This is a genomic window from Kitasatospora sp. NPDC059327 (assembly GCF_042752535.1).
Lineage (GTDB): Bacteria > Actinomycetota > Actinomycetes > Streptomycetales > Streptomycetaceae > Kitasatospora.
Genome location: NZ_JBHYYB010000061.1, coordinates 39,922 through 55,278 on the forward strand (window position 1 = coordinate 39,922; position 15,357 = coordinate 55,278).

A 15,357-nucleotide genomic window follows, 5' to 3' on the forward strand; every position below is an offset into this window, starting at 1 on the left:
CGGGTCAGGAAATCTCGTACACGGCCATCCGGCCGTTGTCGAAGACCGGCTTGGCGAGGGTCTTCAGGTCCGGGGACTCGGGTGCCACCTTGCGGTTGACCACCACGTAGCGGACGTGGTGCCGCTCCCGCAGCTGGTCGAGGATACCGGCCGTCGGACGGTAGACGGCGTCCTCGTTGAGCTGGAGCAGCGGCTGGTCCCAGAAGGAGCCGGACTTCTCCGACATCAGCCGCGGCGAGTAGGCCCAGCCCTCCACCAGCACCGAGCGCTCGGAGTAGCCGCTCAGGTAGAAGGACAGCGAGTTCCAGCAGTTCGCCCCGGGGACGGCGTAGTCGTTCTCCGAACGGCAGTGGCCGTTGGTGACCAGCACGTCGGTCGGGTCACTGTGCGCGCGGACCCAGCGGGCGGCCTCGACCTGGCTGGCGGGCAGCGGCCACGCGCCGTCCCACGGGACCTGCCGGGACTGCTGGACGTCGAGCAGCAGCGCGGGCGCGCCGGCCGCGAGCGCCGCGGTCAGCAGGACCACCCCGCCCCGGCCGCGCAGGGCCGGCAGCGCCCGGCCGGCCGCCCACCAGAGCACGCCGCAGACCGCGGCGACGCCGGCCAGCGCCGCCGCCGCGGCCAGCGCCGGGACGAGCGGGGTGTAGGACGCGGTGCCCTTGGCGTCGCCGACCGCCTTGAGCGCGAAGGTCGCCCAGTCGACCGCGTAGTGGTAGATGCCGTAGGTGAGCAGGAGGACGAAGGCCACCGTGCCGGCCGCGAGCGCGACCTTGCCCCGGGTGGGCAGCGCGGCGCGCTCGAAGACCTCGCAGTAGCCCCAGGCCGAGAGCAGCACCCCGAAGGAGAGACCGGCGAGGGTGAAGTAGCTGGCGTTGAAGCCGTTGACCACCAGGTAGACGGCCGGACCGGCGAGCGCCCCGCCGAGCAGGAACCACTGGGTCTGCTCCAGGCGGAGCCGGCGTCGCCACAGCAGCGGGATCATGCCGACCATCCGGAGCTGGTGGTTCAGCAGGAACGCGACCAGCGTGGCGGCGACGACCACGCTCTGGGTCACCGCCGTCCGGGTCTGCTGCGGATCCGCCCAGTACTTCTCGATGTTGCCGAAGGGCACCACTTCGAGGCCGTAGCTCTCGAAGCGGAACAGCACGGCGGTGGCGAAGACCTGCGCACCGGCGACGACCGCGCCGAGGCCGACGATGGTCCACGGGATGCGCCGCGTCCCGATCAGCACCATCACGCCCGCGAAGGCCAGCGCGGCCAGCGTCACCGGCAGCGAACTCGCCTTGGCCGCGCTGGAGGCCACCGCGAACAGCGCGGTGAGCACGAACGCGCCCCGGCCGAACGCCGGGATCCGGCCGGCCCGGCCCTCGTCGCCGGGTTCCCCGGCAGCGCGCTCCCCCTCGCCGCGCTCCCCGGCGCCGCGTCCGCGCAGGGCGTCGCCGACCACGCCGATCAGGGCCATCAGCAGCGGCTGGCTGTACGTCAGGGAGAGGCTCGCCCAGGACATCAGCGGCACCGCCGGGGCGCCGAAGGTCCAGTGGCCGACGTTGTTGGGGTAGATCGCGTTGAACTCGCCCACGGCGAAGATCAGCAGGGCGGCGACCGGTCCGGCCCACGGCCGGCCGGTCAGCCGGTGCGCCACCACGGCGGTGATCACCATGGCCAGCGCGGCCAGCGCCGGCACCATCAGCCGCATCTGGACGACGGACAGGTCGATGTGGCCGACCAGGTCGGTCATCGCCATGTGGACGAAGGTGAACCAGTGGTAGTGCAGCGGCTCGCCGGCGGCCTGCGGGAAGGTCAGCGGGAAGTTGTGCTTGGCGTTCCCGGCCAGCGACAGCAGGTACGGCAGGTCGATGTACTGCCGGGTGGTCTCGCTGTCCGGCACGATCGGGTTCCGGCTGAGCACCGCGCCGTACATGTAGGCGCTGGTGAACGCGACCGTTCCGGCGACCGACCAGGACCAGCCGGCCGACATCCGGCGGTAGCCGCGCGGTCGCCAGTGCCGCCGCAGCCGGGGTACGGCGGCGAACGGGATCACGACCGCCAGCGGCCAGGCGGTGGCCACCGACTGCAGGCCGAGGCCGACCAGGACCGCCCAGGCCGCCAGCTCCAGCACCAGACCGACCACGGCGCCGAAGGCGAGGTCCTCCACCAGCGTGTGCGGACGGCGCCGCAGCAGGCGGAAGACCAGCGTGCCCGGGAGCATGACGCCCCACAGCACGTAGAAGGTGTAGCGCGCGACGTCACTGACCGAGGTGTCGGCGGCCAGCAGCAGGACGACCAGGAAGAGGTAGGCCGCGGCCGCGGGGAGGAAGGCCGTCAGCCGGGCCCGGAGGCCGAGCGGGGCACCGTCGGCGTCCGGCACGGAACTGCCGGTCCGCCGCCCGGCGGAGCCGGTCGGCGTGCCCAGGGCGGGCGCGGTGCTGTCGGTAGTGCCCATCGCTCTTCTTCTCCTGCGGGCTGTGCGTCGGCTTCCTGGCACGAGGTCCGTCCCGCGGCGGCCGGCGCCGCGGGACGGACCGGGGGGTCACACCGCGTACTCGGAGACCTTCACCGTCTTCGCGTCGCTGTCCTCGGCCGAGTCGTAGCCCACGAAGTAGGCCGGCCGGGCCTGCGCCGCCGAGTAGATCCGGCCGACGTACTCGCCGAGCAGGCCGATGCAGACCAGCTGGACGGCGCCGAGGAAGAGCATGCCGATGAACAGCGAGGACCACCCGGGCACGGTCTTGCCGAGCGCGTACTCGACCGTGGTGTAGATCCCCAGGCAGAAGCAGAGCACGAAGCTCAGCAGGCCGAGCCAGGTGGCGAGCCGCAGCGGGCTGGCGGAGAAGTTGGTGATGCTGTCGATCGCCAGGCGGACCATCTTGGACAGCGGGTAGTGCGTGCTGCCCGCGACCCGCTCCTCGCGGACGTAGACGACCTCGCCGCTGGGGAAGCCCAGCCACGGCACCAGCAGGCGGTAGACCGGCTGGTGCTCGGGCATCGCCTTGAGCGCGTCCACGGCGGCCCGGCTGAGCAGGCGGAAGTCACCGGCCTGGTTCGGCATCTTCTTGCCGACGAGCTTGCGCATCAGCCAGTAGTAGGCGCCGGCGGTCCGCCGCTTGAAGAAGGTGTCGGTGCCGCGGTCGCCGCGCACGCCGTAGACGATGTCGAGGTTCTTCTCGCGGGCGAGCGCGAGCATCTCGGTGATCTTCTCCGGCGGGTCCTGCAGGTCGGCGTCGATCGAGACGACGTAGTCGCCGTAGGCGCGGTGGATACCGGCGGTCAGCGCCGCCTGGTGACCGGAGTTGCGCGCGAAGCGGACGATCCGGAACTCCGGCCAGTCCTGGTGGATCTTCTGCATGATCGCCGGGGTGGCGTCGGTGCTGCCGTCGTCGATACCGACGACCTCGTAGTCGACCCCCAGCTCGTCCAGGATCGGACGCAGGCGCTGGACCGTCAGCGGCAGGGCTTCCTGCTCGTTGTAGATCGGCATCACGACCGACAACAGCGGCGCCGGCCGGGAGGCCACCTGCTCTGCCGATACAGCTGCGGTGTACATCAGTTGTCGCCTGTCCCTATGTCTTTGAGAACGATCGATCGCTGCCGGAGAGCGGCCGGGTGGCCCGGACGACCGAGCTGGTGGATGCGAAGGAGAGGTGCGGGGCCGGAGCCGGCCCCGTGGTGGCGGCCAGGCTAGCAGCAGGATTTTGCGATTGCATGAATGCTTCTTGAGGTCTCGTATGCACGCGACCCTCATGCGTGGTCAGTGCTTCACCGGGGCGGATTCGTCCGAGACCTTGCGCAGGGTCGCCATCGAACGGTCCAACGCGTTCTTCAGGATCTTCGACACCGGCCGCTCGACCAAGCGGTGGATCAGCCACGCGCCGATCATCACCGTCACCAGGGTCGTCCCGAGGGCCGCCCGGACGCCGAAGTCCTTGGTCAGCAGGAAGTGGATCAGCGTCCAGCCGATCTCCTGGTGGATCAGGTACAGCGGGTAGGTCAGCGCGCCGGCGACCGTCAGCCACTTCCACTGCACCCAGTCGAACAGACCCAGCGCGGCACCCAGCACCAGGGCGAAGGCCGCCGTCACCACACCGGCCATCACGTTCCACGAAAGGGGGTGGCCGAGCACGTTGACGTAGACCTCCTGGATGGATCCCAGGCGGGTCAGCGCGAGGATCCAGGAGAATCCGACGATTCCCCAGAGCAGCAGGTTCTGACCGAAGCGGTACATCAGGAACATGCCGACACCGGCGATGAAGAACGGCGACTCGTTCGGCATCGCGAGCGTGGTCAGCAGCGGTATCTGCGCCTGCGGGGCGAGCACCGCGAGAATCGTCCAGATCCCGCAGAAGGCCACCACCTTGCGGTAGGTGAGGCCGGTCGCCACGACGATGGCGAAGAGCAGGTAGAACCGCATCTCCACCCAGAGCGTCCAGTAGACGCCGTCGACGTGCCGCATCCCGAGCGGGGTCTGGAGCATGGTCAGGTTGCCGAGGATGGTGCTGGCGTTGAGCCCGTCACCGGCGCCCAACCGGGCGAAGTTCTTGAAGTTCAGCACCACCAGACTGGTGAGCGCGATGCCCGCCCAGTACCCGGGGTACAGCCGGACGACCCGGGAGACGAAGAACTCACCCGGACGCTTCCCCCAGCAGCTCATGCAGATCACGAAGCCGCTGATGACGAAGAACAGCTCCACCCCCAGCCAGCCGTAGGCCGCCATCCGGTTGACCGTCGGCAGCACCTCCTTCGGCGTGACGCCCTGCCAGACCCCGGAGATGCCCACGTAGGCCGTCCAGTGGAAGGAGAGCACGCTCAGGGCCGCGAACAGACGCATCCCGTCGAGCGCGTACAGCCGGGGGCGCTTGACGCGCCCGTCCGGCGAGCGGTCCGCGCGGGTGGCAGAACGGCGCCGAAGAAGCGAGGGCTTCGTGAGAAGGGGGGCAGAGGTCATTCCGGAGCGCTTTCAGCGAGTGGGGCGGAGAACCTCGGTCAGCCTCGCCCTGGCGACGGCTGCGGGTGGCTCAGTCTATCCGCAGCCCGATTCCCCTACGCACATCACCCCCGCGCCCTCACCCCGACACGCCGTCGGGCCCCGCACACCGAGGTGTGCGGGGCCCGACGGACATCACCTGTGTGACACAGGCAGGTCAAGAGCCTCGATTACTTGAGGATCTTGGTGACCTGGCCGGCGCCGACGGTGCGGCCACCCTCACGGATGGCGAACTTCAGGCCCTCCTCCATGGCGATCGGCTGGATCAGCACGACCGTCATGGCGGTGTTGTCGCCCGGCATGACCATCTCGGTGCCCTCGGGGAGGGTCACGACGCCGGTCACGTCCGTGGTACGGAAGTAGAACTGCGGGCGGTAGTTGTTGAAGAACGGGGTGTGACGGCCACCCTCGTCCTTCGACAGGATGTAGGACTGGGCCTCGAACTCGGTGTGCGGGGTGACCGAACCGGGCTTGATGATGACCTGGCCGCGCTCGACGTCCTCGCGCTTGATGCCACGGAGGAGCAGACCGACGTTCTCACCGGCCTGGCCCTCGTCGAGCAGCTTGCGGAACATCTCGATACCGGTGACCGTGGTGGTGGTCTTGGTCTCCTTGATGCCGATGATGTCGACAGTCTCGTTGACCTTGAGGATGCCACGCTCGATACGACCGGTGACGACGGTGCCACGACCGGTGATCGTGAAGACGTCCTCGATCGGCATGAGGAACGGGAGGTCGACCTCACGGGCCGGGGTCGGGATCGACTCGTCGACCGCGTGCATCAGGCCGAGGAGCTTCTCGCCCCACTCCTTGTCGCCCTCCAGCGCCTTCAGCGCGGAGACGCGGACGACCGGCAGGTCGTCGCCCGGGAACTCGTACTCGGAGAGGAGCTCACGGACCTCGAGCTCGACGAGCTCCAGGATCTCCTCGTCGTCCACCATGTCGGCCTTGTTCAGGGCGACGACGATGTAGGGGACGCCGACCTGGCGGGCCAGGAGGACGTGCTCCTTGGTCTGCGGCATCGGGCCGTCGGTGGCGGCGACGACGAGGATCGCACCGTCCATCTGGGCCGCACCGGTGATCATGTTCTTGATGTAGTCCGCGTGACCCGGGCAGTCGACGTGGGCGTAGTGACGCGCCTCGGTCTGGTACTCGACGTGCGCGATCGAGATGGTGATACCGCGCTGCCGCTCCTCCGGCGCCTTGTCGATCTGGTCGAACGGCGTGAAGGGGTTGATGTCCGGGTACGCGTCGTGCAGCACCTTGGTGATCGCCGCGGTAAGAGTGGTCTTACCGTGGTCGATGTGACCGATGGTGCCGATGTTGACGTGGGGCTTCGTCCGCTCGAACTTCGCCTTCGCCACTGCAGTCCTCCTGAGGACAGTTCTGTACGCCGTGCTGACGTCAGTTGGTCTTTGATCGGGTTGGGTACGGGGCGCCCGGGAGCACCCCCCACCGTCCCGCGGGTGGGGGCGGAGGCCCCGGGAGAATCCGGTGGGATTCTCCCGGGTCGCCTCCTAATAGCCTAAGGGTTCGCAATCGTCCCGTATGTCGGGATGTCCTGCGGCCTCGGGTAGGGACTCGGCTCGCGCCGGTCCTTACTCGCCCTTGGCCTTGGCGATGATGTCGTCCGCCACGTTCCGCGGAACCTCGGCGTACGAGTCGAACTGCATCGAGTAGCTCGCGCGACCAGAGGTCTTGCTGCGCAGGTCACCGACGTAGCCGAACATCTCGGAGAGGGGCACCAGCGCCGAAACGACGCGGGCGCCGTAACGCTCGTCCATGGACCGGATCTGGCCACGGCGAGAGTTGATGTCGCCGATCACATCGCCCATGTAGTCCTCGGGCGTGGTGACCTCGACGGCCATCATCGGCTCAAGCAGGGCCGGGGACGCCTTGCGAGCGCCCTCCTTGAAGGCCATCGAGCCGGCGATCTTGAACGCGAGCTCGGAGGAGTCGACGTCGTGCGAGGCACCGTCGAGCAGCGTCACGCGGACACCCTGCAGCGGGTAGCCGGCGAGCACGCCGAACTCCATGGCCTCCTGGCAACCGGCGTCGACCGAAGGGATGTACTCCTTCGGCACGCGGCCACCGGTGACCTTGTTGACGAACTCGTAGCCCTCGCCGGACTCGATCGGCTCGATCGCGATCTGGATCTTCGCGAACTGGCCGGAGCCACCGGTCTGCTTCTTGTGCGTGAAGTCGATGCGCTCGACGGCCTTGCGGATCGTCTCGCGGTACGCGACCTGCGGCTTGCCGACGTTGGCCTCGACCTTGAACTCACGCTTCATACGGTCGACCAGCACCTCAAGGTGCAGCTCGCCCATACCCGCGATGATGGTCTGGCCGGTCTCTTCGTCGGTGTTGACCTGGAAGGACGGGTCCTCCTCGGCCAGCCGCTGGATGGCGGTACCGAGCCGCTCCTGGTCGCCCTTGGACTTCGGCTCGATCGCGACGCGGATGACCGGGGCCGGGAAGTCCATGGACTCCAGGATGACCGGGTGCTTCTCGTCGCTCAGGGTCTCGCCGGTGGTGGTCTGCTTGAGACCCATGACGGCGACGATGTCGCCGGCGCCCACCGAGTCGATCTCCTCACGCTTGTTCGCGTGCATGCGGTAGATCTTGCCGATCCGCTCCTTGCGGCCCTTCACCGCGTTGAGGACGGCGGTGCCGGCCTCAAGGCGCCCGGAGTAGATCCGGACGAAGGTGAGCTTGCCCAGGTGCGGGTCGGACATGATCTTGAACGCGAGAGCCGCGAGCGGCTCCTCGTCCGACGCCTTGCGGGAGATCTTGACCGTGTCGTCGCCGGGCTTGGTGCCCTCGATGGACTCGATGTCCAGCGGCGACGGCAGGTAGTTCACGACCGCGTCGAGCAGGGGCTGAACGCCCTTGTTCTTGAAGGCGGTACCGCAGAAGATCGGCGTGAAGTCCGAGTTCAGCGTGCCCTTGCGGATCGCGGCGATCAGCAGCTCCTCGGGGACGGCCTCGCCCTCCATGGCGAGCTCCATCACCTCGTCGCTGACGTTCGAGACGGTGTCCAGCAGCTTCTCGCGGTACTCCGCGGCCTGGTCGGCCAGATCGGCCGGGATGTCGACGATGTCGTACATCTCGCCCTTGGCGGCCTCGGCCGTCCAGACCAGCGCCTTCATGCGGACCAGGTCGACGACGCCCTGGAAGTCCGCCTCGGCACCGATCGGGAGCTGCATCACCAGCGGGGTCGCGCCGAGGCGCTCCACGATGGTGTCGACGCAGAAGAAGAAGTTCGCGCCCGTGCGGTCCAGCTTGTTGATGAAGCAGATGCGCGGGACGCCGTAGCGGTCAGCCTGCCGCCACACGGTCTCGGACTGGGGCTCGACACCGGCGACACCGTCGAACACCGTGACGGCACCGTCGAGGACGCGCAGCGAACGCTCCACCTCGACGGTGAAGTCGACGTGACCCGGGGTGTCGATGATGTTGATGGTGTTGTCAACGCCGTCGAGCGTCCAGTGACAGGTCGTCGCGGCCGACGTGATCGTGATGCCGCGCTCCTGCTCCTGCTCCATCCAGTCCATGGTGGCAGCGCCATCGTGGACCTCACCGATCTTGTACGAGACACCGGTGTAGAACAGGATCCGCTCGGTGGTGGTGGTCTTGCCCGCGTCGATGTGCGCCATGATCCCGATGTTGCGGACCCTGGCGAGGTCAAGGGAGGTTGCAGCCATGGTGGCTCGTTCTCTCTCTGTCTAGTGACGGGGTTGGGACTACCAGCGGTAGTGCGCGAAGGCCTTGTTGGACTCGGCCATCTTGTGGGTGTCCTCGCGACGCTTCACGGAAGCGCCCAGGCCGTTGCTGGCGTCGAGGATCTCGTTCATCAGGCGCTCGGTCATGGTCTTCTCGCGACGGGCGCGGGAGTAACCGACCATCCAGCGCAGCGCCAGGGTGCTGGCGCGGCCCGGACGGACCTCGACCGGAACCTGGTAGGTCGCGCCACCGACACGGCGGGACTTGACCTCAAGGGCCGGCTTGACGTTCTCCAGCGCGCGCTTCAGCGCCACGACCGGGTCCGAGCCGGTCTTCTCACGGACGCCCTCAAGGGCGCCGTAGACGATCCGCTCGGCGGTGGAACGCTTGCCGTGCAGCAGGATCTTGTTGACCAGCTGAGTGACGACCGGGGAGCCGTAAACCGGGTCGATGATGACCGGGCGCTTCGGGGCGGGGCCCTTACGAGGCATTCTTACTTCTCCTTCTTGGCGCCGTAGCGGCTGCGAGCCTGCTTGCGGTTCTTGACACCCTGGGTGTCGAGCGAACCGCGGATGATCTTGTAGCGGACACCAGGAAGGTCCTTCACACGACCACCGCGCACCAGCACGATGGAGTGCTCCTGCAGGTTGTGGCCCTCGCCCGGAATGTAAGCGGTGACCTCGATCCCGCTGGTGAGGCGCACACGGGCGACCTTACGAAGCGCCGAGTTCGGCTTCTTCGGGGTGGTCGTGTACACACGCGTGCAGACGCCGCGACGCTGGGGCGAGCCCTTCAGCGCGGGAGTCTTGTTCTTCTCGACCTTGTCCTGCCGGCCCTTTCGGACCAGCTGCTGGATCGTAGGCACCGTTTCTCCGTTTTCTGTGTGCCAAGGCTTGGTGAAACTAACCTGCGGTGTCTCCATCACACACAACCCCGTGGTCGACCCACGCGGTCGGGTGTGTTGGGCTTGTTCCGTCACGGAATCCCATGAGCTGATGTACAGCGACGGCGCTCAGCGCGCGGAGCCCTGAAAGGCGCTCCGGCTCGGCGCGGCGGCCGGTGTGCATGCACGCACAAGGACCCGGGGACACCCCAGGCACAAGGTCAGAGCGTACCTAGCGCATCGGGCTCGGTCAAAACAAATGCAACGCCGCAGGTCGCGGAGTCGGCCGGGTGTCGCCGGGGTGTCCCGCGCACGGCCGCCCGGTGTCGAACCGCTCTCCTGCCGCTCTACCACACCCGGCGGTCCGTCGCCACTCGGACAGTGGGGCGGCGCGGGCCGGCGGCCCGGCTTCGGAGGCCGGACGCGGCGGCCGTCAGCCGGCGACGACCGCGAGCAGGAGGACCAGCGCCCAGAAGGCCACCGACAGCCAGCCGAAGACGAGGCCGGTGATGGCCATGCCGTCACCCTCCTCGTTCCGCTCGGCCACCTGCCGCCGGGCGACATGGCCGGTGATCACGGCCGGCAGCCCGGTCAGCCCGCCGGTCGGCAGGCTGAGCAGGCCCAGCACCAGCGAGGTGACCGCGACGCCGTTGGTCCGCCGCGGCGGGGGCGGCGGCGGCAGGAAGGTCTGCGGCACCGGCTGGCCGACCACCGTCATCGGCGCCATCGGCGCCACCATCGGGCCCGAGGGCAGATCGGCCACCAGCCGGGCCAGCTCGCCGTAGGTCTGCGCGGCGCTCGCCGCGTCGAAGCGCTGACCGTACTCCTCGGCGGACAGCCGGCCCTCGGCGTAGGCGGCCTTCAACACGTCGACCGTGCGGTCCCGGTCCGTGTGCGCCGCCCGCATCGCCGCCTGGGGCATCGGCCCGGGCTGGGGGTACGGCTGGGCGTAGGGCTGGGCGTACGGCTTGGCCGGTACCTGGGGCGGCCGTCCTCCGTACCCGGGGCCCTGCTCGCCCCACGGTTGAACGGCCATCCGCCACCTCCGACACCCTGGCGCGCCGTGCGCGCTCACTGGCCTTCATAGTGCAGGACGAACAGGGGCCCTGAGTAGTTGCCAGTTTCCCGGACCCGCCCGCCGCCGCGCCGGGCCCCCGCCCGCCCTCACCCGTTCGGCCCAGATCCATCGAAGATCATCCATGGGGACGACAGCCCGCCCCGGCCAGTGGCAGGCTGGCCTGAACATTCACCGTCCCCCAGCAGAGAAGGCCGCCATGCAGGCGTCAGCGCCGCCGCCGTCCCCGGTCCCCGCGTCCCCCGTGCCGTCCGCCGTCAGCATCCAGGGGCTCTGGAAGCACTTCGGCAGCCAGGCGGCGGTCGCCGGGCTGAGCCTGGAGCTGCCGGCCGGCGCGTTCATCGGACTGGTCGGTCCGAACGGCGCCGGCAAGACCACCACGCTGTCCATGGTCACCGGCCTGCTCCGGCCCGACCAGGGCACCGTCCTGGTACACGGCGCCGACGTCTGGGCCGACCCGGTCACCGCCAAGGCCCGGATCGGCATCCTGCCCGAGGGCCTGCGGATGTTCGAGCGGCTCAGCGGCCGCGAACTGCTGCAGTACAACGGCCGGCTGCGCGGCCTGCCCGGCGCCGAGGTGGACCGCCGCGCCGAGGAGCTGCTGGCCGTCCTGGACCTCGCCGGTGACGCCGACAAGCTGGTCGCCGACTACTCCACCGGGATGCGCAAGAAGATCGGCCTGGCCGCCGCGCTGCTGCACAACCCCGACGTGCTCTTCCTGGACGAGCCCTTCGAGGGGGTCGACCCGGTCTCCGCCCAGACCATCCGCGGCGTCCTCAAGCGCTATGCCGCGGCCGGCTCCACCGTCATCTTCTCCAGCCACGTGATGGAGCTCGTCGAGCAGCTCTGCGACTGGGTCGCCGTGGTGAACGCCGGCCGGGTGATCGCCCAGGGCCCGCTGGACACCGTCCGCGGCGGGCGCAGTCTGCACGAGGCGTTCCTGGAGCTGATCGGCGTCCGCGAGGACGACGGCCAGGCCCTCGGCTGGCTCGGGGGCGAACGGTGAGCTCCGCGCCCGCCGACGCCGGGGTCCGCACCGCCCGCACCCCCGTGCCGGACGGACGCGTCGTCGTCCGCACCCTCGTGTCGCTCAAGCTCCGGCTGCTCCGCAACGGCCTGCGGCGCAGCCGGGGGCGGGCGGTGCTCTACGTCGTCGGCGCGGTGCTCGGCCTGCTGTTCGCCGCGCTGATCGCGCTCGCGCTGGCCCTGCTGAACGGGCACCCCGGCGCCGGTGACGCGGGCGTGATGCTGGTCGGCGCCCTCACCATCGGCTGGGCCGCGCTGCCGCTGTTCCTGTTCTCCAGCGACGAGAGCGCCGACCCGACCCGGCTCACCATGCTGCCGCTGCGCCCGGGGCCGCTGCTGCGCGGCTCGGTGCTGGCCGCGCTGATCGGGCCCGGCCCGCTGGTCGCCCTGGTGCTGCTGACCGGCGCGGCGCTGTCGGGCGCCGACGGCGCCGCCTCGGCGGTGGCCGCGGTGATCGGTGTCCCGCTGGCGGTGCTCAGCCTGGTGACGCTCTCCCGCGCGGTCGCGGCGGGCAACGCCCGGCTGCTCTCCAGCCGGCGCGGCAAGGACTTCGCGATCTTCGGCGGCCTGCTCTTCGCCCTGCTGATCCAGGTCGCCAACGTCGGCTCGCAGAGCGTCTTCGGCAAGCCCGGGAAGAACGGGCTCGACCTCAGCCCGCTGGAGCCGGTCGCCTCGGTGCTGCGCTGGGTGCCGCCGGTCGGCGCGGTGGACGCCGGCCGCACCGCGGGCGAGGGCCGGTACGCGCTGGCGCTGCTCCAGCTGGCCTCGACGGCCGCCCTGCTGGCGCTGCTGCTGCGCTGGTGGCGCGCCAGCCTCCAGCAGCTGATGGTCACCGCGGACGCGTCCACCCTGGAGGTGGCGCGCGGTGTGCAGGCCTCGCGCGGCTGGGGCTTCCTGCCCGCGGGCCGAACCGGCGCGGTGATGCAGCGCCACCTGCGGTACGCCTGGCGGGAGCCGCGGGCCAAGGCCGCCGTGTTCACGAGCATCGGGATGACGCTGGTGATCTGCGTGCTCTCGGTGGTCCAGGGCTGGTCGAGCGTCTACCTGGTGGCCGCCACCGGGATGTTCCTCGGCCTGCAGATGCTCAACCTGTTCGGGATGGACGGCTCGGCGTTCTGGATGGTCGCCGCCACCCTGCTCAGCCCCGCCGACGCCCGGGAGGAGCTGCGCGGCCGGGCGTACGCGGTGCTCTCCTACGCGATCCCGGTCACCCTGGTGCTGGCGCTGTTCCTGGCCGCGGTCACCGGCGACTGGGCCGGTCTGGCGCCGGCGGTCGGCCTGGCGTTCGTCCTGCTCGGCTGCGGCATCGCGATCGGTGCGGTGCTCAGCGTGCTGGCGCCGTACACCATGCCGGCCGACAACAGCCCGATGCGCAACGCCGCCCCCGGCCAGGGCGGGCTGGTGATGCTCAACAGCTTCGGCTCGATGTTCGGCGCCGCGCTGCTCAGCCTGCCGGTGACCGGCTACCTCGGCTGGGCGCTGCTCGCGGACGGTCCGACCTGGCCGGTGCTGCCGCTCGGCCCGCTGTACGGCGCGCTGGTCGCCTTCCTCGGCATCCGGCTGGCCGCCGGCCGACTGCTGGAGCGCACCCCGGAGATCCTGGCCAAGGCCGTCGAACGCTGACCGCCGCCCCCTCGGGGCGCCCCCGCGAGCGCCCGGTCCCCGTCGTCGGGACCGGGCGCTCCGGCATCATGGGCGCAGGCCCCCCGACCGCGGGACGGGCACGACGAGAGCAGGCGACACCGTGGGCAAGCGCAGGCAGCAGGGCGGGACCGGGGCGGACGGGAGCGCCGGACCGCTGCTGGAGCAGGCGGTGCGGGCGGTGCTGACGGCGCCGGACGACGGCCTGGACCTCGCGCTGGACACCGGGGCCTCGCTGCTGGCCGCCTCCCCGGGCCAGTGGCCGGCGGTGAGCCGGGCACTGCTCGGGTACGCGGACACGGCGGTCGGGCGGTGCTGGTCGGCCGGCTGGCGGCCGGCGGACCTGGCCCGGGTGGTGCGGCGGGAGCTGAAGCCGGTGCACCAGGCGCTCGCCGTGGACCTGATCGCCGCCGAGAACCGGCGCCACCCGGCGGCCGCGACGGACCGGCGCTGGCAGGAGCAGTTGCGCGAGCTGGAGACCGAGGTGTGGTGGGAGGGCGACGAGGCGTACCTGGCGGCGTTCGCCCACCGGCACCGGCTGGACCGGTTCGCGCTGGCCACGAACGTCCTGGAGCTGCTGCGCAGCTGGGGCCGGCTGCCCCCGATCGCCCCGGTGGGTCCGGCTCCCGGGCAGGGCGGGAAGGCGTCCGGGGTGGAGCGCCGGGCGCGCGGCCCGGTGCCGGGCGAGCCGCGGATGCTGTCCCGGATCCGGGCGCTGCTGGCGAAGGCCGAGTCCACCGAGTACCCGGAGGAGGCCGAGGCGCTGACCGCCAAGGCCCAGCAGCTGATGGCCCAGCACAGCATCGACGAGGCGCTGCTGGCGGTCGGCGGCGAGGACCGGGACGCCCCCGCGGCGCTGCGGATCGGCGTCGACAATCCCTACGAGGTCCCGAAGACGATGCTGCTGGACGCGGTGGCGGCGGCGAACCGGTGCCGCGTGGTCTGGGCCAAGGAGTTCGGCTTCTGCACCATCATCGGCTTCGACGGCGATCTGGACGGCGTGGAGCTGCTGTACACCTCGCTGCTGGTGCAGGCGACGCACGCGATGAACAAGGCCGGTTCGCGCCAGCACCTGGACGGCGCCTCGCGCACCAAGGCGTTCCGGCACTCCTTCCTGGTCGCGTACGCGGCCCGGATCCGTGAGCGGCTGACCGCCGCGACCGAGCGGGCCACCAGCGACGCGGCGGCCGGCCGGCACCTGCGCGAGGACGGCACCGAGGAGCAGCTGGTGCCGGACGACCGGCTGCTGCCGGCGCTGGCGGCCCGGACCGAGGCGGTCGACGAACAGGTCGGGCGGATGTTCCCGAAGCTGGTCTCGCAGCGGGTCCGGGTGAGCGACGGCGAGGGCTGGGTGGCGGGCCGGGCGGCCGCCGACCGGGCCGCGCTGCACGGCCGGGCCGGGGAGATCCGGCCCTAGGTGTGCATCTGCCGGAGCTCGGTTACACCTGGGTCTCGGTCTTCTGCTTGAGGCGTTCGTAGGGGGTCTGGCCGCCGAGGGCGCCGTGTGGGCGGTGGAAGTTGTAGTAGTCCTCCCATTCTCGGAGTTTGTCGTTGAGGAGGCCGGTGTCGTCGGTGACGACACCGGCGAGCATGCGGTAGAACTCCTCGGCGTCGATGCGGTGTGAGCGTTCGACCTTGCCGTTGAGGTGCGGGGAGGCCGGCTTGATGTACGTGTGGGCGATGCCCTTGTCGAGCACGTGCCAGTGGAAGGCGGACTGGAACTCGGCGCCGTTATCGGTCTGGACGACCTCGACGCGGAACGGCAGCCGCTCCAGGACGTAGTCCAGGAACTGGACGGCTGTCTTCTGGTCGCACCGCGGGTAGATCCGCAGGACGCGCAGCCGGGTGCAGTCGTCGATGGCGGTGAACTGGTAGTACTTGGCCCGACGTCGGGTCTTGGGGGCCTTGCCGGTGACTGGGACCGGGTCCTGGGGCGCGGTTGGGGTCGGGACGCCGATCGGTTCGATGAACTTGACGTCGATCTGGACGCGGTTGCCGGGCAGCTGCTTCTCGTAGCGGGTGTGGCGC

12 protein-coding genes are annotated in these 15,357 nt (G+C 70.3%); 3 read left to right on the top strand and 9 right to left on the bottom strand.

The window, feature by feature from the left end; translation table 11 throughout:
* Positions 1 to 4: 4 nt before the first annotated feature.
* The 8 genes from ACFXHB_RS29970 to ACFXHB_RS30005 form a co-directional block, all read right to left on the bottom strand.
* Positions 5 to 2,443, bottom strand: a complete 2,439-nt coding sequence (locus tag ACFXHB_RS29970) for a hypothetical protein (protein ID WP_380577796.1) — start codon at positions 2,441 to 2,443, stop codon at positions 5 to 7.
* Between the two features lie 87 nt (positions 2,444 to 2,530).
* Complete coding sequence (locus ACFXHB_RS29975; protein WP_380577797.1) at positions 2,531 to 3,544, bottom strand: glycosyltransferase; 1,014 nt, start codon at positions 3,542 to 3,544, stop codon at positions 2,531 to 2,533.
* Positions 3,545 to 3,748: 204 nt separating this feature from the next.
* On the bottom strand, positions 3,749 to 4,942 hold the full coding sequence (locus tag ACFXHB_RS29980) for an acyltransferase family protein (protein ID WP_380577798.1): 1,194 nt from the start codon (positions 4,940 to 4,942) through the stop codon (positions 3,749 to 3,751).
* 209 nt (positions 4,943 to 5,151) lie between these two features.
* The gene (gene tuf, locus ACFXHB_RS29985; protein WP_380577799.1) at positions 5,152 to 6,345 is read right to left on the bottom strand and encodes an elongation factor Tu; all 1,194 of its coding nucleotides are present in this window, start codon (positions 6,343 to 6,345) and stop codon (positions 5,152 to 5,154) included.
* A gap of 234 nt (positions 6,346 to 6,579) precedes the next feature.
* Positions 6,580 to 8,685 (bottom strand): elongation factor G, encoded by a 2,106-nt coding sequence (fusA, locus tag ACFXHB_RS29990; protein ID WP_380577800.1) that lies wholly within the window; start codon positions 8,683 to 8,685, stop codon positions 6,580 to 6,582.
* A gap of 39 nt (positions 8,686 to 8,724) precedes the next feature.
* On the bottom strand, positions 8,725 to 9,195 hold the full coding sequence (gene rpsG / locus ACFXHB_RS29995; protein WP_148644378.1) for a 30S ribosomal protein S7: 471 nt from the start codon (positions 9,193 to 9,195) through the stop codon (positions 8,725 to 8,727).
* 2 nt (positions 9,196 to 9,197) lie between these two features.
* Positions 9,198 to 9,569, bottom strand: a complete 372-nt coding sequence (rpsL, locus tag ACFXHB_RS30000) for a 30S ribosomal protein S12 (RefSeq protein WP_014144289.1) — start codon at positions 9,567 to 9,569, stop codon at positions 9,198 to 9,200.
* A 451-nt stretch (positions 9,570 to 10,020) separates the two neighbouring features.
* On the bottom strand, positions 10,021 to 10,623 hold the full coding sequence (locus ACFXHB_RS30005; protein WP_380577801.1) for a DUF1707 and DUF4190 domain-containing protein: 603 nt from the start codon (positions 10,621 to 10,623) through the stop codon (positions 10,021 to 10,023).
* A gap of 238 nt (positions 10,624 to 10,861) precedes the next feature.
* Between ACFXHB_RS30005 and ACFXHB_RS30010 the strand changes: the two genes are divergently transcribed.
* The 3 genes from ACFXHB_RS30010 to ACFXHB_RS30020 all read left to right on the top strand — a co-directional run bounded on the left by ACFXHB_RS30010 (position 10,862) and on the right by ACFXHB_RS30020 (position 14,746).
* Positions 10,862 to 11,668 (top strand): ABC transporter ATP-binding protein, encoded by an 807-nt coding sequence (locus ACFXHB_RS30010; RefSeq protein WP_380577802.1) that lies wholly within the window; start codon positions 10,862 to 10,864, stop codon positions 11,666 to 11,668.
* Positions 11,665 to 13,311 (top strand): transporter, encoded by a 1,647-nt coding sequence (locus tag ACFXHB_RS30015; RefSeq protein WP_380577803.1) that lies wholly within the window; start codon positions 11,665 to 11,667, stop codon positions 13,309 to 13,311. The genes ACFXHB_RS30010 and ACFXHB_RS30015 overlap by 4 nt, the downstream gene beginning before the upstream one ends.
* Positions 13,312 to 13,432: 121 nt before the next feature.
* Complete coding sequence (locus ACFXHB_RS30020) at positions 13,433 to 14,746, top strand: DUF2786 domain-containing protein (RefSeq protein ID WP_380577804.1); 1,314 nt, start codon at positions 13,433 to 13,435, stop codon at positions 14,744 to 14,746.
* Positions 14,747 to 14,768: 22 nt separating this feature from the next.
* Here ACFXHB_RS30020 and ACFXHB_RS30025 read toward each other — a convergent pair.
* Positions 14,769 to 15,357 (bottom strand): integrase core domain-containing protein (locus ACFXHB_RS30025; RefSeq protein WP_380577805.1); only part of this gene is annotated, 589 nt, incomplete at its 5' end.

Excerpts from the sequence above, each read along its gene's own strand:
- ACFXHB_RS30005 (WP_380577801.1), bottom strand. The coding sequence starts at position 10,623 with ATGGCCGTTCAACCGTGGGGCGAGCAGGGCCCCGGGTACGGAGGACGG.
- ACFXHB_RS29980 (WP_380577798.1), bottom strand. The coding sequence starts at position 4,942 with ATGACCTCTGCCCCCCTTCTCACGAAGCCCTCGCTTCTTCGGCGCCGT.
- ACFXHB_RS29970 (WP_380577796.1), bottom strand. The coding sequence starts at position 2,443 with ATGGGCACTACCGACAGCACCGCGCCCGCCCTGGGCACGCCGACCGGC.
- ACFXHB_RS30010 (WP_380577802.1), top strand. The coding sequence starts at position 10,862 with ATGCAGGCGTCAGCGCCGCCGCCGTCCCCGGTCCCCGCGTCCCCCGTG.
- rpsG (WP_148644378.1), bottom strand. The coding sequence starts at position 9,195 with ATGCCTCGTAAGGGCCCCGCCCCGAAGCGCCCGGTCATCATCGACCCG.
- fusA (WP_380577800.1), bottom strand. The coding sequence starts at position 8,685 with ATGGCTGCAACCTCCCTTGACCTCGCCAGGGTCCGCAACATCGGGATC.
- ACFXHB_RS29975 (WP_380577797.1), bottom strand. The coding sequence starts at position 3,544 with ATGTACACCGCAGCTGTATCGGCAGAGCAGGTGGCCTCCCGGCCGGCG.